This window comes from Streptomyces sp. SDT5-1, assembly GCF_052245995.1.
In the GTDB taxonomy this organism is placed as follows: Bacteria; Actinomycetota; Actinomycetes; order Streptomycetales; family Streptomycetaceae; genus Streptomyces.
This window is the reverse complement of the sequence record NZ_CM125963.1, coordinates 2,559,582-2,582,175: the sequence shown is the minus strand read 5'-3', so window position 1 is coordinate 2,582,175 and position 22,594 is coordinate 2,559,582. Positions and strand designations below refer to the sequence as shown.

At 69.8% G+C, this 22,594-nt stretch carries 17 protein-coding genes and 1 tRNA gene; 8 read left to right on the top strand and 10 right to left on the bottom strand.

Going from position 1 to position 22,594, the window contains the following annotated elements:
- The first annotated feature begins 3 nt into the window (after window positions 1–3).
- From ACTWJ8_RS12090 to ACTWJ8_RS12075, 4 genes are all read left to right on the top strand, one after another.
- Window positions 4–354 carry a chorismate mutase gene (locus tag ACTWJ8_RS12090; RefSeq protein ID WP_443263796.1) on the top strand — a complete coding sequence of 117 codons (351 nt, stop codon included), beginning with the start codon at window positions 4–6 and terminating at the stop codon, window positions 352–354.
- A 132-nt stretch (window positions 355–486) separates the two neighbouring features.
- Entirely contained in the window at window positions 487–2,970 is a 2,484-nt protein-coding gene (pepN, locus tag ACTWJ8_RS12085; protein ID WP_443263795.1) for an aminopeptidase N, read from the top strand.
- A 1,411-nt stretch (window positions 2,971–4,381) separates the two neighbouring features.
- Window positions 4,382–6,025: an aminotransferase class V-fold PLP-dependent enzyme gene (locus ACTWJ8_RS12080; protein WP_443263794.1), complete on the top strand. Its 1,644-nt coding sequence runs from the start codon at window positions 4,382–4,384 to the stop codon at window positions 6,023–6,025.
- Window positions 6,022–7,455: a lysine N(6)-hydroxylase/L-ornithine N(5)-oxygenase family protein gene (locus ACTWJ8_RS12075; RefSeq protein ID WP_356388138.1), complete on the top strand. Its 1,434-nt coding sequence runs from the start codon at window positions 6,022–6,024 to the stop codon at window positions 7,453–7,455. Before ACTWJ8_RS12080 ends, ACTWJ8_RS12075 begins: the two co-directional genes overlap by 4 nt.
- Window positions 7,456–7,463: 8 nt before the next feature.
- Here ACTWJ8_RS12075 and ACTWJ8_RS12070 read toward each other — a convergent pair whose 3' ends face one another.
- Window positions 7,464–9,269, bottom strand: a complete 1,806-nt coding sequence (locus tag ACTWJ8_RS12070) for a bifunctional metallophosphatase/5'-nucleotidase (protein WP_443263793.1) — start codon at window positions 9,267–9,269, stop codon at window positions 7,464–7,466.
- A 113-nt stretch (window positions 9,270–9,382) separates the two neighbouring features.
- Here ACTWJ8_RS12070 and ACTWJ8_RS12065 point away from each other — a divergent pair, with 113 nt between their 5' ends.
- Window positions 9,383–10,081: an SIMPL domain-containing protein gene (locus ACTWJ8_RS12065; protein ID WP_356388142.1), complete on the top strand. Its 699-nt coding sequence runs from the start codon at window positions 9,383–9,385 to the stop codon at window positions 10,079–10,081.
- 132 nt (window positions 10,082–10,213) lie between these two features.
- On the top strand, window positions 10,214–11,650 hold the full coding sequence (pyk, locus tag ACTWJ8_RS12060) for a pyruvate kinase (protein ID WP_356388144.1): 1,437 nt from the start codon (window positions 10,214–10,216) through the stop codon (window positions 11,648–11,650).
- A 3-nt stretch (window positions 11,651–11,653) separates the two neighbouring features.
- On the opposite strand, the gene ACTWJ8_RS12055 is transcribed toward pyk, so the two are convergent.
- Together ACTWJ8_RS12055 and ACTWJ8_RS12050 are read right to left on the bottom strand one after the other, a co-directional pair.
- Window positions 11,654–12,436, bottom strand: a complete 783-nt coding sequence (locus ACTWJ8_RS12055) for a transcriptional regulator (protein ID WP_443263792.1) — start codon at window positions 12,434–12,436, stop codon at window positions 11,654–11,656.
- A gap of 106 nt (window positions 12,437–12,542) precedes the next feature.
- Window positions 12,543–12,617: transfer RNA gene (locus ACTWJ8_RS12050), tRNA-Leu, on the bottom strand.
- A 108-nt stretch (window positions 12,618–12,725) separates the two neighbouring features.
- Between ACTWJ8_RS12050 and ACTWJ8_RS12045 the strand changes: the two genes are divergently transcribed.
- Window positions 12,726–13,379 carry an ANTAR domain-containing response regulator gene (locus ACTWJ8_RS12045; RefSeq protein ID WP_356388147.1) on the top strand — a complete coding sequence of 218 codons (654 nt, stop codon included), beginning with the start codon at window positions 12,726–12,728 and terminating at the stop codon, window positions 13,377–13,379.
- A 75-nt stretch (window positions 13,380–13,454) separates the two neighbouring features.
- Here ACTWJ8_RS12045 and ACTWJ8_RS12040 read toward each other — a convergent pair whose 3' ends face one another.
- The 6 genes from ACTWJ8_RS12040 to ACTWJ8_RS12015 all read right to left on the bottom strand — a co-directional run bounded on the left by ACTWJ8_RS12040 (window position 13,455) and on the right by ACTWJ8_RS12015 (window position 20,047).
- Entirely contained in the window at window positions 13,455–14,171 is a 717-nt protein-coding gene (locus ACTWJ8_RS12040; RefSeq protein WP_356388149.1) for an ABC transporter ATP-binding protein, read from the bottom strand.
- Window positions 14,168–15,007 (bottom strand): ABC transporter ATP-binding protein, encoded by an 840-nt coding sequence (locus ACTWJ8_RS12035; protein ID WP_443263791.1) that lies wholly within the window; start codon window positions 15,005–15,007, stop codon window positions 14,168–14,170. The genes ACTWJ8_RS12040 and ACTWJ8_RS12035 overlap by 4 nt, the downstream gene beginning before the upstream one ends.
- Window positions 15,008–15,012: 5 nt before the next feature.
- Window positions 15,013–16,806: a branched-chain amino acid ABC transporter permease gene (locus ACTWJ8_RS12030; protein ID WP_356388153.1), complete on the bottom strand. Its 1,794-nt coding sequence runs from the start codon at window positions 16,804–16,806 to the stop codon at window positions 15,013–15,015.
- A gap of 5 nt (window positions 16,807–16,811) precedes the next feature.
- The gene (locus ACTWJ8_RS12025) at window positions 16,812–17,741 is read right to left on the bottom strand and encodes a branched-chain amino acid ABC transporter permease (RefSeq protein ID WP_356388155.1); all 930 of its coding nucleotides are present in this window, start codon (window positions 17,739–17,741) and stop codon (window positions 16,812–16,814) included.
- A gap of 118 nt (window positions 17,742–17,859) precedes the next feature.
- Window positions 17,860–19,095, bottom strand: coding sequence for a branched-chain amino acid ABC transporter substrate-binding protein (locus ACTWJ8_RS12020; RefSeq protein WP_356388157.1), 1,236 nt, complete (start codon window positions 19,093–19,095; stop codon window positions 17,860–17,862).
- Window positions 19,096–19,435: 340 nt separating this feature from the next.
- Window positions 19,436–20,047, bottom strand: coding sequence for a hypothetical protein (locus ACTWJ8_RS12015; protein ID WP_356388159.1), 612 nt, complete (start codon window positions 20,045–20,047; stop codon window positions 19,436–19,438).
- A 156-nt stretch (window positions 20,048–20,203) separates the two neighbouring features.
- Between ACTWJ8_RS12015 and ACTWJ8_RS12010 the strand changes: the two genes are divergently transcribed.
- Window positions 20,204–22,126, top strand: coding sequence for a Xaa-Pro dipeptidyl-peptidase (locus tag ACTWJ8_RS12010; RefSeq protein WP_356388161.1), 1,923 nt, complete (start codon window positions 20,204–20,206; stop codon window positions 22,124–22,126).
- On the opposite strand, the gene ACTWJ8_RS12005 is transcribed toward ACTWJ8_RS12010, so the two are convergent.
- The gene (locus ACTWJ8_RS12005) at window positions 22,116–22,586 is read right to left on the bottom strand and encodes a hotdog fold thioesterase (protein WP_356388163.1); all 471 of its coding nucleotides are present in this window, start codon (window positions 22,584–22,586) and stop codon (window positions 22,116–22,118) included. The two genes, ACTWJ8_RS12010 and ACTWJ8_RS12005, sit on opposite strands and share 11 nt — an antisense overlap.
- Window positions 22,587–22,594: the final 8 nt, after the last annotated feature.

The window sequence follows — 22,594 nt, the reverse complement described above, 5'->3', positions numbered from 1 at the left end:
GTCATGACCACCAGCAAGCCCCACGACAAGTCGGCAGTCGACCCGGCCGTGCGCGCCGAGCTCGGCCGCCTGCGCGACAGCATCGACAACATCGACGCCGCCGTCGTCCACATGCTCGCCGAGCGCTTCAAGTGCACCCAGCAGGTCGGCCACCTCAAGGCCGAACACGACCTCCCCCCTGCGGACCCCGCCCGCGAGTCCCGCCAGATCGAACGCCTCCGCCAACTCGCGGAGAACGCCAAACTCGACCCCGCCTTCGCCGAGAAGTTCCTCAACTTCATCATCAGCGAGGTCATCCGCCACCACGAGCAGATCGCAGCTGAGTCCAGCTCCACCGACGGTCCGGCAAGTTAGGCCCGGTTCGGCAAATCAAGCCCCTCCGGCGATTGAGGAGCGGGGTCCGGGGCAGCGCCCCGCGACCGCAACCACGGTGACCCGAAATGATCCACCCTGGCCCCCGCCGGAGGCGTACGGCAGCATGACCGCATGCCCGTACTGACGCGCAGCGAAGCGCAGACCCGAGCCCGGCTCATCGACGTCCAGAGCTACACCGTCGCCCTGGACCTGACGACCGGCGCCGACACCTTCGACTCCCGCACCGCGATCCGGTTCACCGCGCGCGCCGAAGGCGACACCTTCGTCGAGCTCAAGCCCGCCGAGCTCCGCTCCGTCACCCTCGACGGGCAGCCCCTCGACCCGGCCACCCTCACCGACAACCGGCTCCCGCTCACGGGCCTCACCCCCGGCCCCCACGAGCTCCGCGTCGACACCGCCATGCACTACTCGCACACCGGCGAGGGCATGCACCGCTTCACCGACCCCACCGACGGCGAGACGTACACGTACACGCAGCTGTTCATGGAGGACGTGCAGCGCGTCTTCGCCGCCTTCGACCAGCCCGACCTCAAGGCGCGCTTCGACCTCACCGTCACCGCCCCCGAAGGCTGGACCGTCCTCGCCAACGGCGTCACCGAACACCTGGGGGAGGGCACGTGGCGCGCCGCCACGACGCCCCTCCTGTCCACCTACCTCGTCGCCGTCGCCGCGGGCCCCTGGCACTCCATCCGCACCGAACACCGCGGCCTCCCCTTCGGCCTGCACTGCCGCCGCTCCCTCGCGCCGTACCTCGACGCCGACGCCGACGAGATCCTCGACGCCACGCGCGCGTGCTTCGACCGCTACCACGAGAAGTTCGAGGAGCCCTACCCCTTCGACTCCTACGACCAGGCGTTCGTCCCCGAATTCAACGCCGGCGCCATGGAGAACCCCGGGCTCGTCACCTTCCGCGACGAATTCGTCTACCGCTCCGCCGTCACCGACACCGAACGCCAGACCCGCGCCATGGTCATCGCCCACGAGATGGCCCACATGTGGTTCGGCGACCTCGTCACCCTCAAGTGGTGGGACGACATCTGGCTCAACGAGTCGTTCGCCGAGTACATGGGCTACCAGACCCTCACCGAAGCCACCCGGTACACCGACACCTGGATCGACTTCGGCGTCGCCCGCAAGACCTGGGGATACGACGCCGACCAGCGCCCCTCCACCCACCCCGTCGCCCCCGAGGCCGTGCCCGACACGGCCTCCGCGCTCCTCAACTTCGACGGCATCTCCTACGCCAAGGGCGCCTCCGCGCTCCGCCAGCTCGTCACCTGGCTCGGCGAGAAGGACTTCCTCGCCGGCATCAACACCCACTTCAAGCGCCACAGGTTCGGCAACGCCACCCTCGCCGACTTCATCGACTCCCTCGCCTCCGGCACCGACCGCGACGTCCACGCCTGGGCCGACGCCTGGCTGCGCACCACCGGCGTCGACACCCTCACCACGTACGTCACCGAGACCGACGACACCTGGACGCTCACCGTCGACCGCACGGGCAGCCGCCCGCACCGCATCGCCGTCGCCCTCTACGACCGCGCCCCCACCGACCCCCGCGCCTTCGTCCTCCGCGAACGCCTCCACGTCGAGATCCCCGGGGAGAGCCTCACGTTCCACGGCCCCCGCCCCGCCCTGATCGTCCCCAACGACCAGGACCTCACCTACGCCAAGATCCGCCTCGACGCCGCCTCCGAGGAAGCCGCCCTCCGCGGACTCTCCGGCATCCCCGACGCCCTCACCCGCACCGTCGTGTGGAACGCGCTGCGCGACATGGTCCGCGACGGCGAACTCGCCCCCGCCGACCACCTGGCGACCGTCGCGGCCCACCTCCCCGAGGAGAGCGACCTCGCCCTCGTCCAGGGCGTCCTCACCTTCGCCCACACCCAGGTCGCCGACCGCTACACCGACCCAGCCGAGCGGCCCGAGGCCCTCGACCTCATCACCGCCCTCTGCGAGGACTTCATCCGCCGCACCGAGGACGGCGGCCACCCCGGACTGCGTCTCACCGCCGTACGACACCTCATCGACGCCGCACGGCACGCCGACGTCATCCGCGACTGGTACGACTCCGGGGCCGTGCCCGGCGGGCCCGAACTCGACCCCGAGCTGCGCTGGCGCATCCTCGGCCGGCTCAGCGTCCTCGGCGCCGTCGACGAGGCCGTCATCGAGGCGGAGCTCGCCCACGACCCCAGCGCCACGGGGCAGGAGGGCGCGGCCCGTTGCCGCGCGTCCCTGCCGGACCCGCAGACCAAGGCGGAGGCCTGGGCGGCCATGTTCACCACGGACCCCGCCCACGACCTCTCCAACTACCTCTTCACCGCCACCGCCCAGGGCTTCTGGCAGCCCGAACAGACCGACCTCCTGCGGGACTACGTCCCCCGCTACTTCACCGACGCCACCGCGCTCGCCGCGCGCCGGGGCCCCGCGATCGCCGTCGCGGCGGGCCGCGACGCGTTCCCCGTCTACGCCATCACTCCGGAGACGCTCCGGGAGGCCGAGTCCCACGTCCCGACGGCGCCCCCGTCCCTGCGCCGCAAACTCATCGACCAGCTCGACGACCTCACCCGAGCCCTCCGGGTCCGCAACCGGTAGGGGCCTCCTCCGGGGGCCACCGGTTCCACGGTCCGGCGGCGCCGGGGCGAGGCAGCGTGGCTCATGCCCCCGGGCCCTGCACGGGCCCGGGGTTCCGGTACGCCGCGGTGGCCGGTGCCTGCCCTGGTTGCCCGGCGCCGCCCGCCCCGGCTTCCGCCGCTCATCTCCCGCCCGCCCGCCCGCTCCGGGGGCTTCGGCCCCACGAGGTTGCGCCTGTCCCGCAACTCGCACGTTCTCTCGCGCTGCACCGGGACCTGGACGCGGCACCGTGGTGATGGCCCGGGCCCTGCGTGGGAGCGGGGGTTCCGGTGTAGCGCACTTGTCGGGGCCCGTCCTGGATACCCGGCGTCCCCCGGCCTGGTTGCCCGGCGCCGCCTGTCCCGGTTCCGCCGCCCTTCTCCCACCCGCCCGCCTCCACCGGGAGCTTCGGGTTCGGGGGGGGGGCTGCCCCGTGCCAAACCTCGCCGTCCCTCTCACGCTGCACCGGGCAGCGAACGCGGCCACCGTGGCGATGCCCTCCCTGGACCCCACACGGACCCGGCGCTTCGGTACGGCGCCGTGGTCGGCGTCCCGGATGTCCGGCGCCGCCCGCCCCGGTTGCCGCCGCTACCTGCCCCGGCTTCCGCCCACTTCTCCACCGCCTGCCCCTCCGGGAGCTTCGGCCCCCGGGGCTGCCCCCACCACGGCACGCCCCCCCACACTCCCTTCCCCGCGCAACACGTGACACGGGCCGGGGCCATGGCCCTGCGTTCGCGACCCGGGAGGGGGCGAGGAGAACGACAAGCGACCTCGATGCCGGGGCCCCGTGGGCCTAAGCCCCTGGAGGGGGCGGGTGGGTGGGGAGTAGGCGGCGGAAGCCGAGGCAGGCGGCACCGGCCAACCAGGGCCACTCGCCGCACCGAACCGGACCATCGCGCTCGTCCACACGGGGGCGGGGGAGGAGGAGCAGTTCCGCCCCGGCGCACAGTCGACCCGACGGTGGACTGCCCAAGCCCGTCCGGCGATTGAGGACCAGCCCGAAGGACGCCCGGGGGGAACTGGGGCGAAGCCCCAGGGGCCGACCACGGCACGGGCCGAGGAACGGCCGAGCCCCGGGCGGCCGAAACCCCCCGGAGGGGATGGGCCAGGAACAGGCCAGCCCCCGAACCACCCGACACCTGACGACACCCCACCCCGTCGCCGCGAACCCACCCCACCCCCGGCGGACCGCCACCCCACACCGACCCTCGCCCCGCCCCGGCGAACCGCCACCACACCCGCACCCCGCCCCGGCCAACCCGCCCCCGCTCCACCAGAACCCACCCGACCACCCCATACCCCTTTCGGGTCAGCTTCCGCCGTACCGGCGACGTACCACCACCCAAAACGCAAAGCTGATGCCCCACGTACGTCCGCGACCAGAAGGACCCGTATGCGCAACACGCCGCCCCTCGCCGGAGGAGTACAAGGCCCCGACGCCCTGCGGCCGTTGCTCGCCACAGTCCTCGACGCCCTGCACAAGGGCGCCACCCACCGAGGCGGCCCCCTCCCCGCCGGGGGCCCCGCCACCGTGACGGCGCAACTCCACCATCACGTAGGAGAGTTGCTGCCCACCCACGGCACGGGCCCCGAAGAGGCGCTGCGCACCCTCGTCACGGCCCTCGCCGAAGGCGCCGCCGACCCCGCCGACCCGCTCTGCGCGGCGCACCTGCACTGCCCGCCGCTGGCCGTCGCCACCGCCGCGGACCTCGCCGCGAGCGCCCTCAACCCGTCGATGGACTCCTGGGACCAGGCCCCCGCCGCCTCCGCCCTCGAAACCCTGGTCACCACGACCCTCGCCCACGAGGTCTACGGCCGACACGCCCCCGCGGGCGGCGACGACAGCACCCAGCCAGCCACCCCCACACCCGAACCCCACGACGGCCTCGCCCGGTCCGGCCTCACACTCGGGCCCCACGGCCACCCCACCCCCACACCCGACACCGACCACCCCGACCGGGCCCACCCCACGCCCGACCGGGCCCACCCCGCCCCCGACGCCGGCCGCCCCGACCGGGCCCGCCCCACGCCCGACCGGGCCCACCCCGCCCCCGACGCCGGCCGCCCCGACCAGGCCCGCCCCACCCCCGACGCCCTCATCACCACCGGCGGCACCGAAGCCAATCAGCTCGCCGTGCTGCTCGCCCGGGAGGCCGCCGCCCCCGGCGAACCCGTGCACCTCTTCGTCGGGGCCAACGCCCACCACAGCCTCGTCCGCGCCGCCTGGCTGCTCGGGCTGCCCGAACCGGTCGTCGTGCCCGCCCCCGCCGGGACCCTCGACCCGGCCGCCCTCGACGAGGCGCTCACCGACGTACCGGGGCCGAAACTCGTCGCCGCCACCGCCGGCACCACCGACGCCGGGCTCATCGACCCGCTCCCCGAGATCGCCGACGTCACCGAACGGCACGGCGCCCGCCTCCACATCGACGCCGCGTACGGCGGAGGCGCCCTCTTCAGCCCCCGCGAAGCCCCCAAGCTGCACGGCCTGGCCCGCGCCCACACCGTCGCCCTCGACCTGCACAAGCTGGGCTGGCAGCCCGTCGCCGCCGGCATCCTCGCCGTACGCGACACCACCGAGACCACCGCACTCGGACACCAGGCCGACTACCTCAACGCCGACGACGACACCGAAGCCGGCCTCCCCGACCTCCTCGGCCGCTCCCTGCGCACCACCCGCCGCCCCGACGTCCTCAAGACGGCCGTCACCCTCAAGGCCCTCGGCCGCACCGGACTCGCCGCCCTCGTCGACGACGTCACCGCGCTCGCCCACCACCTGGCCCGACTCGTCGACGCCGACCCGCGGTTCGAGCTGTATGACACTCCTACCCTCACCACCGTCCTCTTCCGGCCCAGCGACGCGAACGACGAGACCGTCGCCGCGATCCGCCGCGGCCTCCTCACCGAAGGGCGCGCCGTGCTCGGCCGCGCTCGCATGGACGGCCGGCTGTACCTGAAAGCCACCCTGCTCAACCCGCACGCCACCCCCGAAGACCTCACCGCCCTCCTGGACCTGGTGGAAGGACACACCCCCCGATGACAGCCGCGCCCGCCCGCAAGCCCTCCACACCGCGCAACGAAGCACCCCGCGACCTCGTCGGCATCGGCATCGGCCCGTTCAACCTCTCGCTCGCCGCGCTCGCCCACCCCCTCACCGAGCTCGACACCGCGTTCTACGAACAGCGCCCCGACTTCCACTGGCACCCCGGCCTCCTCATCGAGGGCGCCACCCTCCAAGTCCCGTTCCTCGCCGACCTGGTGACCCTCGCCGACCCCGCCAGCCACTGGACCTTCCTCAACTACCTCAAGACCCGCGAGCGCCTCTTCCCCTTCTACTTCGCCGAGCGCTTCCACATCCAGCGCGCCGAATACGACGCCTACTGCCGCTGGGTCAGCGAGAACCTCCCCGGACTGCACTTCTCCCACCAGGTCGACGCCGTCCGCTGGAACACCGAACGCTCCCTCTTCGAAGTCGACTACACCCAGCTCGACGCCGAAGGCGAAGCCGAGGCCCTCGGCCGCACCTACACCAAGAACGTCGCCATCGGCGTCGGAACCGCCCCCTACGTCCCCGACCCGCTCAAGCCGCTCGTCGACTCGCCCAACCTCCCCGTCATCCACTCCGCCGACTACCTCGCCCACCGCGACCGGCTCCTCGCTGCCGACCACGTCACCGTCATCGGCAGCGGACAATCAGGCGCCGAGATCTTCCTCGACCTGCTCCGCGCCCGCCCCGCGGGCCGCGAGAAGATCCACTGGCTCGCCCGCAGCGAGGCCTTCGCGCCCATGGAGTACAGCAAACTCGGCCTCGAACACTTCACCCCCGACTACAGCCACTACTTCCACCACCTCCCCGAAGCCGAACGCGACCGCCTCGTCCCCGCACAGTGGCAACTCCACAAGGGCATCGACGCCGACACCATCGCCGCCATCCACGAAGAGCTCTACCAGCGCACCCTCGGCGGCGGCTGGCCCGACGCCACCCTCACCCCCGGCGTCAGCGTCCGCACCGCGGGCCGCGTCGCCGCCACCAAGATCGAACTCCACCTCGAACACCGCCAGCAGGCCACCCGCTCCCGCCTCACCACCGACGCCGTCGTCCTCGCCACCGGCTACAAGGAACGCCCCCTCAGCGGCATGCTCGCGGGACTCGACCCCTACCTCCGCCGCGACGCCTCCGAACGCCCCCGCATCGACGATCACTTCCGCCTCGTCCTCGACACCCGCGTCCAGGGCGCCGTCTACGTACAGAACGCCGAACGCCACACCCACGGCGTCGGCGCCCCCGACCTCGGCCTCGCCGCCTGGCGCAGCGCCACCATCCTCAACAGCCTCACCGGCAAGAACCCCTACCCCCAGCCGCGGCGCACCGCCTTCACCACCTTCGGCCTCACCGCACCCGACCGCCGCGCCCCCCTGCCCGGACAGCAGACAGGAGAGCGCGGCACCATGGTCAGGCTCCAGGACTGACCCGCCACCTACTGCGCGAACACCGGCGTCCCGTCCCGCGTCAACCGCCAGTCCACCGACGCGAAATCGGCCGGGTCGAGGACGCCCTTCGCCGTCACCCACTCCGCGATCCGCGTCCGGATCTCCGTCGACTCCGACCACAGCTCCTTCGCCCCCGCCACATGCGGGAACGCGCCGCCGCCGTTCGCCCGATAGTTGTTCACCGCGAACACGAACCGCGCGGCGTCGTCCAGCGGCTTCCCGTCGAACGTCACGTTCTTGATCCGCGACCCCGGCGCCTGCGCGATGTCGATGTCGTACGACAACCCCGACACGTAGTCGTAGTTGTAGTCCGGGCGGTTGTTCGCGTTCGTCAGCTTGTCGACGTCGACCGGCGCCCCCGCCGCCGTCCGCACGAAGTACTCCGCCGAGTACTCCAGGTACGCCCGCACCTGCGCACCCGTCATCTCCTTCGCCACCAGCGTGTTGTCGTACACGTACAGGCTCGACAGATCCCGGATCGTCACATCGCCCGCCGGAATCTCCGACGTCCGCGAGAACGGCGACGCCTGCGACAGCACCGGAAGCGACGCGTACTCCGTCCCCTCCAGCGCCTTCGCCACCACGTCCGCCTGCACCTTGTTGATCAGATCGATGATCGGCGCGTCCTTGTACCGGGCGTCCACCGTCGTCAGCGTCTGCTTCGCCGTCCCCACGACCTGATTGACGTACGCCACCACCGCCTCGTGCTGCTCACCCAGCAGCTTCGAGATCTCCGGGTCGTCCGCCACCGTGTTCGTGTTCCGCAGCGACGCCTTCACCGACTCGACCGTCCAACGGCCCTTGTCCCACACCAGTTCGAAGTCGAGCAGCGTCAACCGCTCGGCGTAGCAGAGGGGTTCGGAGAGGACGACCGTCCTGCCCGTCTTCTCGTTCGTGACCAGCTGCTGCTCGATCTCGACATGCGCGTGGCCCACCAGGATCGCGTCGATGCCGGGCACCTGCTTCGCGACATTCGCCGCCGCGTTCTCCACGTACGGCACCTGATCCCCGTACGACGACTGCCCCGAAGCCCCCGAATGCGCCGACACGATCACCACGTCCGCGCCCATCGACCGCAGCTTCGGCACCCACTTCGCCGCCTGCTCCTCCAGACCGGGGAACTTCAGCACACCCTGCACGTACGCCTTGTCCCAGATCGCGATCCCCGGGTTGGTCAGACCCAGGACCGCCACCTTCACGTCCTTGCCGTGCGGGGTGCGCAGCCGCTTCATGAAGTACGGCGGGAACGCCGGCTTCTCCGTCCTCGCGTCCACCGCGTTGGCCCCGAGCAGCGGGAAGTCGCACTGCGACTCGAACTTCCGCAGCGTCTCGATGCCGTAGTTGAACTCGTGGTTGCCCAGCGCCACCGCGTCGTACCCGATCGCGTTCATCGCCCGCGCCATCGGATGCACCGGACCACCCGACGCCGTGATCGGATCCACCTTCGCGTAGTAGTACGTCAGCGGGGTGCCCTGAATCGTGTCCCCGGCGTCGATGAGCAGGGTGTTCCCCCGACCCTTCTCCTCACGCACCCGGTCCACCAGCGTCGACACCCGGGCAAGCCCCTGCGCGTTGCCCGCCGCGTCCGCGTAGTCCGCGTTCTTGAAGTAGTCCCAGTTGAAGACGTGACCGTGCAGATCCGTCGTCCCCATCACCGTGAACGCGTACCGCTTCTTCGGCTTCTCCGGCTTCGCCCCCGCCGCGGAAGCAGGCGCGGCCACCGCACCCGTCAGGGCCACCCCGGCACCGGACGCGGCCGAACGGGCGAGAAAGGATCTACGGTCCAACGACATCGACGTCTCCTCGTCTACGTGTACGCCATAGCGACGCGCGTAGATTCTTGCTCACCAACCCCAACTCGCAACAGCCTCACAAGGTTTCGTTTCGATGATGACAAGGTGGGCGCATGGCCAACGACCACCAGCACACCGCCACCCCCGACGCCCCACGCATCGCCGTCCGCGGCGAAGCCCACATCGAAGCCGAACCCGAACTCGCCCGCATCGGCATCACCGTCTCCGCCCGCGGCACCGACCGCCGCACCGCCCTCGAAGACCTCACCCGCCGCAACACCCACGTACTCGACCTCATCAAGAGCTACGGCGACGCCATCGACAAAATCGCCACCGGCGCCCTCTCCATCACCCCCGAACTCACCAAACGCGGCCGCGGCGAACGCGTCCGCACCTACCACGGCCGCGTCCACATCACCGCCCACCTCACCGACTTCACCGCACTCGGCGAACTCACCACCCGCCTCGCCGACCTCGACCTCACCAGCGTCGACGGACCCTGGTGGTCCCTGCGCCCCACCTCACCCGTCCACGCCCAGGCCAGGCAACAGGCCGTCCGCGAAGCAGTGCAACGCGCCCGCGAATACGCCGAGGCCCTCGACACCACCCTCGCCGCCCTCATCGAGATCGCCGACATCGGCGCCGACGCCCCCACCACGGCCGACCGCTTCCCGCCACCACCCGGCGCCCGCATGGCCGCCTACGCCGGAGCCGGCGCCGAACCCGCCCCCGCACTCGACCTCGAACCCCAACGACAGCGCGTACGAGCCGAGGTCAACGCCCGCTTTACGATGCACCCACCCACTCTGTGAACCACCCCGGCCGCTCATCAGAGCGCAACGTCGCCCAAATTCAACCCTTGTCAATAGCCCTTCACGCAAAGGTTGTTGAGTAGTCATGACCGACCAATTCTCTACCCGCCGGTAAGGTCTAGGGTCGAAAGCATGCGCCGAGCAAAGATCGTCTGCACCCTGGGCCCAGCCACCGACTCGTACGAGCAGATCAAGGCACTCGTAGAAGCCGGAATGGACGTCGCCCGCTTCAACCTCAGCCACGGCACCTACGCCGAACACGAGGAGCGCTACCAGCGCGTGCGAAAGGCCTCCGACGAGACCGGCCGCAGCGTCGGAATCCTCGCCGACCTTCAAGGCCCGAAGATCCGACTCGGCCGATTCAGCGAAGGACCCGTACTACTCGAACGCGGCGACGAGTTCACCATCACCGTCGAAAGCGGCGTCCAAGGCGACCGCCAGACCTGCGGCACCACCTACGACGGCCTCGCCGAAGACGTCACCACCGGCGAACGCATCCTCGTCGACGACGGCAAGGTCACCCTCGAAGTCACCGGAGTCGACGGACCCCGCGTCCACACCCGCGTCGTCGAAGGCGGCATGGTCTCCGACCACAAGGGACTCAACCTCCCCGGCGTCGCCGTCTCCGTCCCCGCCCTCTCCGAAAAGGACCAGGACGACCTCCGCTGGGCCCTGCGCACCGGCGCCGACGTCATCGCCCTCTCCTTCGTCCGCAGCGGCCGCGACATCGAAGACGTCCACCGCATCATGCGCGAAGAGGGCCGCCACCTCCCCGTCATCGCCAAGGTCGAAAAACCCCAGGCCGTCGACAACATCGAGGACATCGTCGCCGCATTCGACGGAATCATGGTCGCCCGCGGCGACCTCGGCGTCGAAATGCCCCTCGAACAGGTCCCGATCGTCCAAAAGCGCGCCATCAAACTCGCCAAGCGCAACGCGAAGCCCGTCATCGTCGCGACCCAAATGCTCGACTCGATGATCGACAACTCCCGGCCCACGCGCGCCGAAGCCAGCGATGTCGCCAATGCCGTCATCGACGGTACGGACGCCGTCATGCTTTCCGGTGAAACCAGCGTCGGCAAATACGCCATCGAAACGGTCAAGGTCATGGGCCGCATCGTGGAAGCCGCGGAAGAGGACATCCTCGCCAAGGGCCTCCCGCCGCTCACCGAACGCAGCAAACCCCGCACCCAGGGCGGCGCCGTCGCCCGCGCCGCCGCCGAAATGGGCGACTTCCTCGGCGCCAAGTTCCTCGTCGCCTTCACGCAGTCCGGCGACACCGTCCGCCGCCTCTCCCGCTACCGCTCGCCGATCCCGCTCCTCGCCTTCACCCCGGACCCGGCGACACGCTCGCAGCTCAACCTCACGTGGGGCGTCGAGACCTTCCTCGGACCGCACGTCGAGTCCACCGACGCGATGGTGGCGCAGGTCGACGAAGAACTCCTGAAGATCGGCCGCTGCAAGAAGGGCGACACGGTCGTCATCACGGCCGGCTCCCCTCCGGGCGTCCCCGGCTCCACGAACCTGGTCCGCGTCCACCACATCGGCGAGGACGACAGCCCGAAGTAACCGTCAGTCCTTGGGCCCGACGTGGGCGTCCATGAGGACGACCGATCCCTTGCGGGCGACCGAGATGGTGACCGCGGCCCGGCTCTGGCCGAGGCTCTTCCACTCGATGCCGAGCCGGTCGAGGGTGCTGGTGTAGAGCCGGATGATGTCGGCGGACGTGTTGGTGAAGAAGTACCGCGGGTACTCGTAGCGCTTGCGCTCTCCGCCGATGATCCGGGTCGTCCAGTTGGTGACCCGGCATCCGTCGGAGTGGACGAGCCCTCGGACGAACTCCCACGGATGAGCGTCGACGATTTCTTGCTGCCAGGGTTCGAGGTCGATCGCCCGCTCGTGTTTCTTGCCGGGCCCGTGCTGGGGAAAGAGGCAGGGCCAGTGCCGGCTGTAGCCGACGACGGAGGTGTATCCGACGGCCTGGACCCGGGCGCACCGGCCGCTCGGGTTGATGGATCGCATGGCGGTGCAGCACAGCTCGATGAGCCCGGGGTAGGCGTCCGCACATGCGATCCGGAGGAAATATCCGGAGCGCGCCCCGGCGCTGATGCAGCCGTCGCCGAGGTAGAGCCCCAGCAGGTAGCTGTACGCCGCCGCGTCGGCAGGCGGCCCGGGCTCCGGTCCGCATCGGACGCACGGCGCGGCCTGGGACAGCATGCGGGGGAGTGGCTCGATACGGGTCTGCCAGGCGCGGAGTGCGGCTCTGGAGACTCCGGTCTCCTTGCTCACCGAGTTGAGGCTGCGCCCCTGCGCCACCAGATCCAGCGCCCGCTTGCGTGTGCCCATGTCGTACATGTGGGCACTCTGTGTGACCGGGGGCCGCGACACGCAGCAAAAAGCGGATGTTCACGAGAACGTGAGCATCCGCCTCTGGCTGGTAACCTTCGAATCGAAGGAAAAGTGCCCCGGGTCGGACTCGAACCGACACTGTATGGGTTTTGAATCCATTGCCTGCTGCCAATTGGGCTACCGGGGCCCGCAGAATCGAAGGTTTACCTCGACCCGCCGCCCGACCACCATATCGCAGGTAGGTAGGCTCTTGGGAGCAGTACCCCCGCCCTGCCTCACCAAGGAGCGCCCCGCGATGACCGCCCCCGAGTCGCCCCAGCCCGACGCAGTCGACGACGACAAGTCGCACGTCCCGCCGCTGACGACCCGTGTCGTCATCGCCGAGGACGAGGCCCTGATCCGCCTCGACCTCAAAGAGATGCTCGAGGAAGAGGGCTACTCCGTCGTGGGCGAGGCCGGCGACGGGGAGCAGGCCGTCGAGCTGGCCCGTGAGCACAAGCCCGACCTGGTGATCCTCGACGTGAAGATGCCGAAGATGGACGGCATCAGCGCGGCGGAGAAGATCGCCGGTGAGTCGATCGCCCCTGTCCTGATGCTGACCGCGTTCTCGCAGCGCGACCTGGTGGAGCGTGCGCGCGACGCGGGCGCGATGGCGTACCTGGTGAAGCCCTTCAGCAAGAGCGACGTCGTGCCGGCGATCGAGATGGCCGTCTCGCGCTTCACGGAGCTGAAGACGCTGGAGAACGAGGTCGCGGACCTGACGCAGCGCCTGGAGACGCGGAAGCTGGTGGACCGGGCGAAGTCGGTGCTTCAGACGGAGTACGGCCTGACGGAGCCGGCGGCGTTCCGTTGGATTCAGAAGACGTCGATGGACCGTCGGCTTTCGATGCAGCAGGTCGCCGAGGCGGTCATCCAGGACGCCGAGGAGAAGAAGGCGTCGAAGGGCTGAGCCCCGAGCGTACGCAATGTGGCCCGTGTCCCTTCGTGGGGCACGGGCCACATGTGCGTAAGGCACGCAAGGCCGTCAGTCCTCGCCGAGGTAGGCCTTGCGTACGGATTCGTCGTGGAGCAGGTCCTGTCCGGTGCCGGAGAGGACGATGGAGCCGACTTCCATGACGTGGCCCTGGTCGGCGAGGGAGAGCGCGGCTTGGGCGTTCTGTTCGACGAGCAGGATGGTGGTGCCCTGGGACTTGAGTTCGCTGATGGTGGCCATGATCTTCTGCATCATGATCGGGGAGAGGCCCATGGAGGGTTCGTCGAGCATCAGGAGCTTGGGCTGGGACATCAACGCCCGTCCCATGGCCAGCATTTGCTGCTCGCCGCCCGAGAGCGTTCCGGCCGCTTGTTTTCTGCGTTCTCCCAGGATGGGGAACAGTTCGTACGCCCGCTGCATGTCCTTGTCGATGGCCGCTTGATCCTTGCGGAGGAACGCTCCGAGTTGGAGGTTCTCGGCGATGGTGAGGCGGGGGAAGATGCGGCGGCCTTCGGGGGAGTGGGCGAGGCCCATGGCGACGATCTTGTGTGCGGGGACGGTGGCGAGTGGTTGTCCCGCGAAGCTGATCTTGCCGCCTGATGGTTTCAGCAGGCCCGACAGGGTGCGCAGGGTGGTCGTCTTGCCGGCGCCGTTGGTGCCGATCAGGGTGACGACCTGGCCTTCCTCCACGCTGAAGGAGATGCCCTTGACGGCTTCGATCTTGCCGTAGGCGACCTTGAGGTCCTCGACCTCGAGCAGTGCGGTCACTGGTCGTTTCCTTCCCCGCCGGCCTGGGCCTCCGCGGCTTGGACCTCGTCGATGGCGGTGTCCTCGGGGGCGCCTTCGAAGGGGGTGCCGAGGTAGGCGGCGATGACGCGTTCGTCGCCCTGGACGACTTCGCTGGTGCCTTCGACGAGTTTTTCGCCCTGGACGAGGACGGCGACGCGGTCGCAGAGGTTGAAGATGAAGCGCATGTCGTGCTCGATGACGAGGACGGCGATGCCCTTGTCGCGGATGGCGACGACCAACTCTTCGGTGGCGCGGGTTTCTTGCGGGTTCATGCCGGCGGTGGGTTCGTCCAGCAGGAGCAGGCCCGGTTCGCTGGCCAGGGCTCGCGCGATTTCCAGCTTGCGCTGTTCTCCGTAGGGGAGGTTGCGGGCGAGGTGGTCGCGTTTGTGGGAGAGGCCGATGAACTCGAGGAGTTCCATGGCGCGTTCTTCGCTGCCGCGTTCGGCCTTCTTGAAGCCGGGGCCGCGGAGGAGGGCGGACCAGAGGCCTTCCTTGGTGCGGGTGTGGCGGCCGACGAGGACGTTCTCCAGGACGGTCATGTTGGCGAAGAGGCGGATGTTCTGGAAGGTGCGGGCGACGCCGGCCTTGGTGACGAGGTGGGGTTGGGGCGGGAGGACGTTGCCCTGGTAGGAGACCTTGCCTTCGGTGGGGACGTAGAGGCCGGTGAGGCAGTTGAAGAAGGTGGTCTTTCCGGCGCCGTTGGGGCCGATGAGGCCGACGATCTCGCCCTGGTCGACGTGGAGGTCGACGTTGCGTACGGCGGTGAGGCCGCCGAAGCGCATGGTGACGCCGTTGGCTTCGAGCACTGTGGTCATGGTGGTCACGCTCCTGCCTTGGTCGTTGCCGTGGTGGCGGTGCCGGGCAGGCTCGTTTGTTCGGGGATGTCGAGTTGGCCGGTGTCGTGGAATTCGAGTTGCTTGCGGCGGTCGGCGACGAGGCCTTCGGGGCGGAAGCGCATGAGGAGGATGAGGGCGACGCCGAAGAGGAGGAGTTGGTAGTCGCCGATGAACTGGAGTTTCGCCGGGATGAGGTAGAGCAGGGCGGCGCCGATGAGGGGGCCGCTGACGGTGCCCATGCCGCCGAGGATGACGGCGGCGAGGAGGAAGGCCGAGTTCGGCGGGGCGTTCTCGACGAATTTGTACTGGTCGGGGGTGACGGAGTACTGGACGTGGGCCTGGACGGAGCCAGCCATGCCGGCGAGTGCGGCGCCGAGGGCGAAGGCGAGGAGTTTGAGGCGGAAGGCGTTGATGCCCATGGCGCGGGCGGCTGTTTCGTCCTCGCGGATGGCGACCCAGGCGCGGCCGATGCGGCTGGCGCCCGCGCGGCGGAAGACGGTCACGACGATGATCGTGAAGAAGAGCATCAACAGGTAGTAGTTGGCGAAGCGGCCGAGGTCGACGCCGAGGACGGTGTGGGTTTCCCCGAGGTCGAAGCCGAAGATCTTGAGGTCGGGGATGTTGGGGATGCCGTTGGGGCCGTTGGTGACGTCGGGGCCCGAGTCGCCGTCGAGGTTGTTCATGGTGATGCGGAAGATCTCGCCGAAGCCGAGGGTGACGATGGCGAGGTAGTCGCCGCGCAACCGCAGGGTCGGGGCGCCGATGGCGACGCCGAAGACGAGTGAGGCGGCGGCGCCGGTGAGGACGGCTGCCCAGAAGGGGAAGTGGACGCCGATGGTGGAGTCGGGGCTGCCGGAGACGAGGGCCGCGGCGTAGGCGCCGACGCCGAGGAAGGCGACGTAGCCGAGGTCGAGGAGTCCGGCGAGGCCGACGACGACGTTGAGGCCGAGGGCGACGGTGGCGAAGACGAGGATGTTGGCGGCGACGTTGGTGTAGGTGTCGTTGGTCTGGGTGAAGGGGAAGGCGGCCGCGGCGACGAAGGCTGCGGTGAGGCTGATGTTGCGGTGTTTGTTGGTGAGGCCGGTGATGCGGCTGAGGAGGCCGGACTTGGAGAGTGCGGCGGCTCCGAAGGCGACGATGATGAGGTAGCCGACGAAGAGTTCGCCGTATTCGGTGTCGATGCCGTACGTGAAGACGTAGAGGGCGAGGCCGAAGGAGACGGCGATGAGGAGGATTTCGGCCCAGGCGGGGAGTTCGGTGGTGCTGGGGCGTGCGGTGGGCGCCTTGAGTGAGGCGCGGAAGCGGGCCCAGGCGCCCTTGGCCTCGGGGTCGGGGAGGTCGGCGGGGAGGGCGAGGGCGAACACGGTGGTGAGGAGGGCGGCGATGCCGGCGATCCAGGCTCCGGGTTCGAGGTTGACGACGCCGCCGAGCTTCGCGGAGATGGCGCCCATGGTGTAGCCGGTGGTGCCGAGGGTGCCGAGGGCGAGGAGCAGGGTGGGGGCGTTGGTGCCGCCGGGGGTGAGCCATTGGAGGCCGCGGGTGCCGAGTCCTGAGAGGGCGAGGAGCAGGGTGAGGAGGGCGCCGACGAGGGTGAGGACCTGGAGTCCTCCGGGGTAGCCGGTGACGGTGAGGTCGCCGGGGAATTCGTCGGTCCAGGTCCAGGCGAGGAAGGTGCTCGCGGCGGTGAGGAGGGCGCCCGCGGCGGTGCCGTAGCGGGCGGTCCGTTCGGGCAGCGGGACGAGTGCCTTGGGCGTGGTGGCGGTGGTGGTGTCGGTCATGGTGATCACGCCCTGTCCGCGACGCGCTCGCCGAGCAGGCCCTGGGGCCGCAGGAGGAGGACGAGGATGAGGAGGACGAAGGCCCAGACGTCCTTCCAGGCTCCGCCGCCGAGGAGTTCCATGCCGGGGATGTCCTGGATGTAGGCGGTGGCGAGGGCTTCGGCGAGGCCGAGGGCGAGGCCGCCGATCATGGCGCCGTAGATGTTGCCGATGCCGCCGAGTACGGCCGCGGTGAAGGCTTTGAGGCCGGCGATGAAGCCCATCTTGAAGCCGATCTGGCCGTACTTGAGGCCGAAGGCCATGGCGGCGACCGCGGCGAAGGCGCCGCCGATGGCGAAGGCGGTGACGACGATGCGGTCGGTGTTGATGCCCATGAGCTTGGCGGTGTCGGGGTCCTGCGATGTGGCCTGCATGGCGCGGCCGGTGCGGGTCTTGGCGACGAAGAAGGCGAGGGCGGCCATGCAGATGGGGGCGGCGATGATGAGGAAGATGTCGCCGCGCTGGAGGGTGAAGGCGCCGAGGTCGAAGGGTCCGCCTTCGAACTGGGGGAAGGTGCGGTCGGCCTTGGCGTCGGGGTAGAAGGCCCAGATCGCCTGCTGGAGGGCGATGGAGAGGCCGATGGCGGTGATGAGGGGTGCGAGGCGTGGGGCGTTTCTGAGCGGTCTGTAGGCGAAACGTTCCGCGCCGACGGCGATGAGGACGGAGCAGGTGATGCCCATCAGGAGCATGAGGGGCAGGGCGATGGCGAGTGAGGTTCCGCCGGGGAGCCAGAGCCACATGGTGAGGGCTCCGAAGCCGCCGATCATGTAGATCTCGCCGTGGGCGAAGTTGATGAGCTGGATGATGCCGTAGACCATGGTGTAGCCGACGGCTATGAGGCCGTACAGGGCTCCGAGGATCAGGCCGTTGACCAGCTGTTGCGGCAGATCGTGCACCGCTGGGCCTCCGTGGGTGTGGTGTCAAGTACGGGTGCGCGGGGGGCTGTTGGTGGGCCCCCCGCGCTCGGTGCTGTGCTGTGGGGGAGTGGCCGGGGTGCCGGGCTCTCCCGGTGGGTTACTGCTCCAGCTCGCCGGTCTTGACCGGGGTGTGCTTGCCGCTCTTGACCTGGTAGACGGTCAGGGTGCGGTTGGTGGTGTCGCCGTACTTGTCGAAGCCGACGTTGCCGGTGACGCCGTTGAAGGAGACCTTCTGGGTGGCTTCGGTGATCTTCTTGCGGGCTTCCTTGGGGTCGCTGGGAAGCTTGCCGTCGTTGTCGGACATGACCTGCTTGACGGCTTGGATGATGACCCAGGCGGCGTCGTAGGAGAGGGCGCCGTAGGTCTCGTAGGGCTCCTTGTAGCCGGCGGCCTTGTAGTCGGCGATGAACTTCTTGGCGGTGTCGAGCTTCTCGGGCGGGGCGCCGACGGAGGTGGCGAAGTCGCCTTCGGCGGCCTTGCCGGCGAGCTTGGTGTAGTCGGCGCTCTGGAGGGCGTCGCCGCCGACGACGGGGATCTTGGCTCCGGCGTCCTTGATCTGCTTGGAGAGCGGGGCGCCGGCCGGGTATTCGCCGCCGTAGTAGACGAAGTCGGCCTTGGAGTTCTTGATCTTCGTGGCGATGGCGCCGAAGTCGCGGTCGTCGGGGTTGATGTGGTCGGTGGCGACGACCTTGCCGCCGAGCTTGGTGAATTCCTGGCGGAAGGTGCGGGCGAGGCCCGCTCCGTAGGTCTTCTTGTCGTCGACGGAGTAGACGGTCTTCAGCTTCAGGGTGTTGTACGCGTACTGGGCGGCGTACGGGCCCTGGAGGGCGTCGGTGGTGGCGGTGCGGAAGTACGTGTCGAACTGGCGGGACTTGGTGGTCGCGTACTTGGCGCCCTGGGTGAGCTCGGGGGCGGTGTTCGCGGGCGAGACCTGGACGAGGTTCGCGGAGGCGAAGGTCTTCTGCATCGACTGGGCGACGCTGGAGTTCAGGGGGCCGACGACGCCGAGCACCTCGTCGTTGCCGACGAGTTTGGTGGCGTTCTGTCCGCCGGTGGAGGGGTTGGCGACGTCGTCGAGCGGCAGCGTCTTGAAGGTGACGCCGTTGACTTCGTTGTTCTTGTTGGCGATCTTCGCGGCCAGGTCGACGGAGTTCTTGATGCCGATGCCGATGGCCGAGAGGTCGCCGCTGAGCGGGGCGTCGACGCCGATGACCACGGTGGTCTTCTTGCCGCCCCCGGACTTGTTGTCGTCGTCGCGCGATCCGCAGGCGGTGAGTGTGAGTGCTCCGGTGGTGAGCACGGCGGTGAGTGTGAGCAAAGAACGGTGTCGCACGATCATTCCTCTCCCTGGCGCGGTCCCCTGGTCCAGGGGCCGTGTGTCTCGCCGGGCCGTACGGAGTGGTACTGGGCCGTGCAAGTGACGCGCCCGGCGGCGCGGTGACTGGCCGTGACTATAAGCGCAGGTGGGGGGTGGAGCGCGGGTGCGGAAGAGGCTGTGACGTTCTTGTTATGCCGGGGCGTCGGTCGGGCGGCCCCGGTTCAAGATCACCTCAAGTGCCGTAGTGGAACGGGGTGTTCTCAAGATCGACACGCCTGTGACGGCCCCCGGGGTGCGGTCAGGGGCGTGCCGCGCGATGCTCGCATTGCTTCGTTGCCGCAGAGGTAACCGAGTGTTACCGCTGTGTGAGTTCGGTGCCGGGTTTCCCGCAGCGGGAGCGCAGCAGCGCGAGCAGGTCGTGCGGGTAGCGGTCGACGAAGATGAAGCTGTGCTGCTCCCTGGCGCGCGGGTTGGTCAGGGTGAGGTCGAGGTAGGACATGTCGAGGGCGCGGGGCAGGGCGGCGCAGTCGCGCACGGAGATCCGCACGGTCAGGGTGCGGGGTGTGTCGGGGGTGACGGAGACGGGCGGCCTTGGGGTCGTGCGGGACGTCAACCGGGGGTCGCCCGCCTGGATGTGACTGATCGTCACGGGCCCTCCGTGGTCGACGTGGGCGGTGAAGCGGAAGGCCGTGCCGTGCGGTCCGTCGTAGCGCAGGTGGGTGACCTGGGTGGGCCAGGGCGCGGGAGGCGGCGGGGCGGGCCGCTCCGGCTCGGGGAACAGGAGCACCCCCGCGGTCCCGGCCGCGGCGACGGCTCCCGCGAGGAGGCCGCGCCGACCGCGGGGGCCCAGTGACCTCCAACGGTCGTACGGGCGTGGGGAGTCGGCGCCGACGACGTCGGTGGGGTGCGGGGCGAAGGGGTGGCTGTCGGCCGGGTCGTGCGGCTCGACGGGCCCGATGCCGGTCATGCTCGACGGTAGGGCGGAGCGGCGGATTCCGCCAACGTCCGTGCGGGGATGGGTGGTTGGTGAGGCCCTCTGGTCGGCGCGGGCGAGGCGCGGTGGAATACCTCACGTCACCTCCCGTCCCGTGAGTGAACTCCCGAACGCGCCCCTGGAGGCACGATGGCGAGATCCACCGGCAAGAGACGAACAGGTACGACCCTGGTGTGCGCGCTGGTGGCGGCGCTGGCCGCCCCCTCCGCGTACGCGGCCCAACCGCCGTCCGAGCGGGCCGAGTTGAAGATCGCGGACCGTGAGACGCAGCCCGTCTTCTCGCGCGCCGACGCGGTGCTTCAGAAGGTCGATGTGCAGACCGAGGCCGACAGCGACGGCGACGGGAAGCGGGACACCGTCCGCATGCGGATCCTGCGGCCCAAGGAGACGGAGTCGGCGGGCCTGAAGGTCGCGACGATCGTCGAGGCGAGCCCGTACTGGGCGGGTGGCAACGATGTCCCGAACCATGTCGTCGACCTGGATGAGGACGGGCTTCCGGAGTCCGGGGGCCGGTTCCAACAGGAGCCGGGAAAGGCCGGGTTGGCGGGTCCTGCCGTGGCGTACGGCGGGTACTACGACAACTACTTCCTGCCGCGCGGCTATGCCGTGGCCGAGGTCGACAGCCTCGGTACGGGCGGCTCCACCGGCTGTCCGACCTCGGGCGGCCGCAACGAGACGCTGGGCGCGAAGGCCGCGATCGACTGGCTGAACGGCCGTGCCAAGGGCTGGGACACCGAAGGCCGCCCGGTGCGCGCCGACTGGTCGACCGGCGACTCCGCCATGATGGGCATCTCGTACAACGGCACCCTGCCGACGGCCGTCGCCAGTACGGGAGTCGAGGGCCTCAAGGCGATCGTGCCGATCTCCGGGATCTCCTCCTGGTACGACTACTACCGGGCGAACGGCGGAGTCGTGGCGCCCGGCACGTACCAGGGCGAGGACACCGACGTGCTCGCCCGGTACGTGTACTCGCGGGCCGACCGGGAGATCTGCAAGCCGGTGCTCGACCGGCTGGAGCGTGATCAGGACCGGGTGACGGGGGACTGGTCGCCGTACTGGCAGGAGCGCGACTATCTGAAGGACGCCCGCCGGATCAAGGCGGCGACGTTCGTCGTGCACGGCCTCAACGACTGGAACGTGAAGACCAAGAACGCCGGTCAGTTGTGGGAGGCACTGAAGAAGAACCATGTGCCGCGCAAGCTGTGGCTGCACCAGGCCGGGCACTCCAACCCGATGCCGCTGCGCATGGAGGAGTGGCTGAGCCAGGTCCACCGCTGGTTCGACCACTATCTGTACGGCATCGACAACGGCGTCACCAAGGAGCCCGGGGTCGACGTCGAACAGGCCGACTTCGGCTGGAAGCAGCAGAAGGACTGGCCGGCCCCGGGCACCCGCTCGACGACGCTGCGGATGCGCGCCGACGGGACGCTCGGGAGCGCGGCGGGCCCCTCGCGGGTGCAGGCGCTCACCGACGCGGGCCGCACCGTGCCCGCCGAGCAGCTCGTGACGTCACCGGACGCGGCGAACCCGAACCGGCTCGCGTACACGACCGGGACGCTCGACAAGGACGTCCGGCTGAACGGGGTGCCCGAGGTCGATGTGCGGGCCTCGCTCGCGGGCACGTCGCCGTACGTGACCGCGCTGCTCGTCGACTACGGGCGCGACACCCGGGCCACGGCGGGCACGGTCACCGACACGTCGCAGCAGGTCTGCTACGGGCAGGGGGTGCCGGGCCTCGCCGGTGAGACGGGCTGCGCGTACCGCACGAAGCACCGCACCGAGACCGCCGACTACAAGATCGTGTCGCGGGGCTGGCTGGACGCCCGCAACCGCGTCTCGTACGAGCGGCAGTCCAAGGTCGTCGAGGGCCGCGAGTACCGGCTGCGGTGGGACATGCAGCCCCAGGACTACGTCTTCAAGGCCGGGCACCGGCTGGGCGTCGTCCTGATCTCGACCGACTACGACTACACCCTGCGGTACCCGGCGGGCACGCGGATGACCGTGCGCGCCGGGGACAGCTCGGTGACGCTGCCGGTGGCGCCTACGCCGTAGGCGCGTTCGGTGCTTCCTTGAGCATGCAGGTCAGGCGGGCCGAGCAGACCCGCCTGTCCTGCTCGTCGGTGATCACGATCTCGTACGTCGCCGTGGACCGGCCGCGGTGCAGCGGCGTCGCGACCCCGGTGACCAGGCCGGAGCGGGCGCCGCGGTGGTGCGTGCAGTTCAGGTCGACGCCGACGGCGATCTTGCCGCTGCCGCCGTGCAGCATCGCGCCGACGGAGCCGAGGGTCTCGGCGAGGACGGCGGAGGCGCCGCCGTGCAGCAGCCCGTAGGGCTGGGTGTTGCCCTCGACGGGCATGGTGCCGACGACGCGCTCCGCCGAGGCCTCCTTCACGTCGATGCCCATGCGGGTGCCGAGGTGGCCCGCGGAGAACAGGGCGACGAGGTCGATGCCGAGCGCGGCGTACTCGTCGATGACCTCTTGAGGGAACTGCGTCCGGTTCTGCTCGCCCATGGGGCCCT

What these genes read in the sequence shown, in the direction of transcription:
- ACTWJ8_RS12090 (WP_443263796.1), top strand. Translation starts at nt 4, where the DNA reads ATGACCACCAGCAAGCCCCACGACAAGTCGGCAGTCGACCCGGCCGTG.
- pepN (WP_443263795.1), top strand. Translation starts at nt 487, where the DNA reads ATGCCCGTACTGACGCGCAGCGAAGCGCAGACCCGAGCCCGGCTCATC.
- ACTWJ8_RS12080 (WP_443263794.1), top strand. Translation starts at nt 4,382, where the DNA reads ATGCGCAACACGCCGCCCCTCGCCGGAGGAGTACAAGGCCCCGACGCC.
- ACTWJ8_RS12075 (WP_356388138.1), top strand. Translation starts at nt 6,022, where the DNA reads ATGACAGCCGCGCCCGCCCGCAAGCCCTCCACACCGCGCAACGAAGCA.
- ACTWJ8_RS12070 (WP_443263793.1), bottom strand. Translation starts at nt 9,269, where the DNA reads ATGTCGTTGGACCGTAGATCCTTTCTCGCCCGTTCGGCCGCGTCCGGT.
- ACTWJ8_RS12065 (WP_356388142.1), top strand. Translation starts at nt 9,383, where the DNA reads ATGGCCAACGACCACCAGCACACCGCCACCCCCGACGCCCCACGCATC.
- pyk (WP_356388144.1), top strand. Translation starts at nt 10,214, where the DNA reads ATGCGCCGAGCAAAGATCGTCTGCACCCTGGGCCCAGCCACCGACTCG.
- ACTWJ8_RS12055 (WP_443263792.1), bottom strand. Translation starts at nt 12,436, where the DNA reads ATGTACGACATGGGCACACGCAAGCGGGCGCTGGATCTGGTGGCGCAG.
- ACTWJ8_RS12045 (WP_356388147.1), top strand. Translation starts at nt 12,726, where the DNA reads ATGACCGCCCCCGAGTCGCCCCAGCCCGACGCAGTCGACGACGACAAG.
- ACTWJ8_RS12035 (WP_443263791.1), bottom strand. Translation starts at nt 15,007, where the DNA reads ATGACCACAGTGCTCGAAGCCAACGGCGTCACCATGCGCTTCGGCGGC.
- ACTWJ8_RS12030 (WP_356388153.1), bottom strand. Translation starts at nt 16,806, where the DNA reads ATGACCGACACCACCACCGCCACCACGCCCAAGGCACTCGTCCCGCTG.
- ACTWJ8_RS12015 (WP_356388159.1), bottom strand. Translation starts at nt 20,047, where the DNA reads ATGACCGGCATCGGGCCCGTCGAGCCGCACGACCCGGCCGACAGCCAC.
- ACTWJ8_RS12010 (WP_356388161.1), top strand. Translation starts at nt 20,204, where the DNA reads ATGGCGAGATCCACCGGCAAGAGACGAACAGGTACGACCCTGGTGTGC.
- ACTWJ8_RS12005 (WP_356388163.1), bottom strand. Translation starts at nt 22,586, where the DNA reads ATGGGCGAGCAGAACCGGACGCAGTTCCCTCAAGAGGTCATCGACGAG.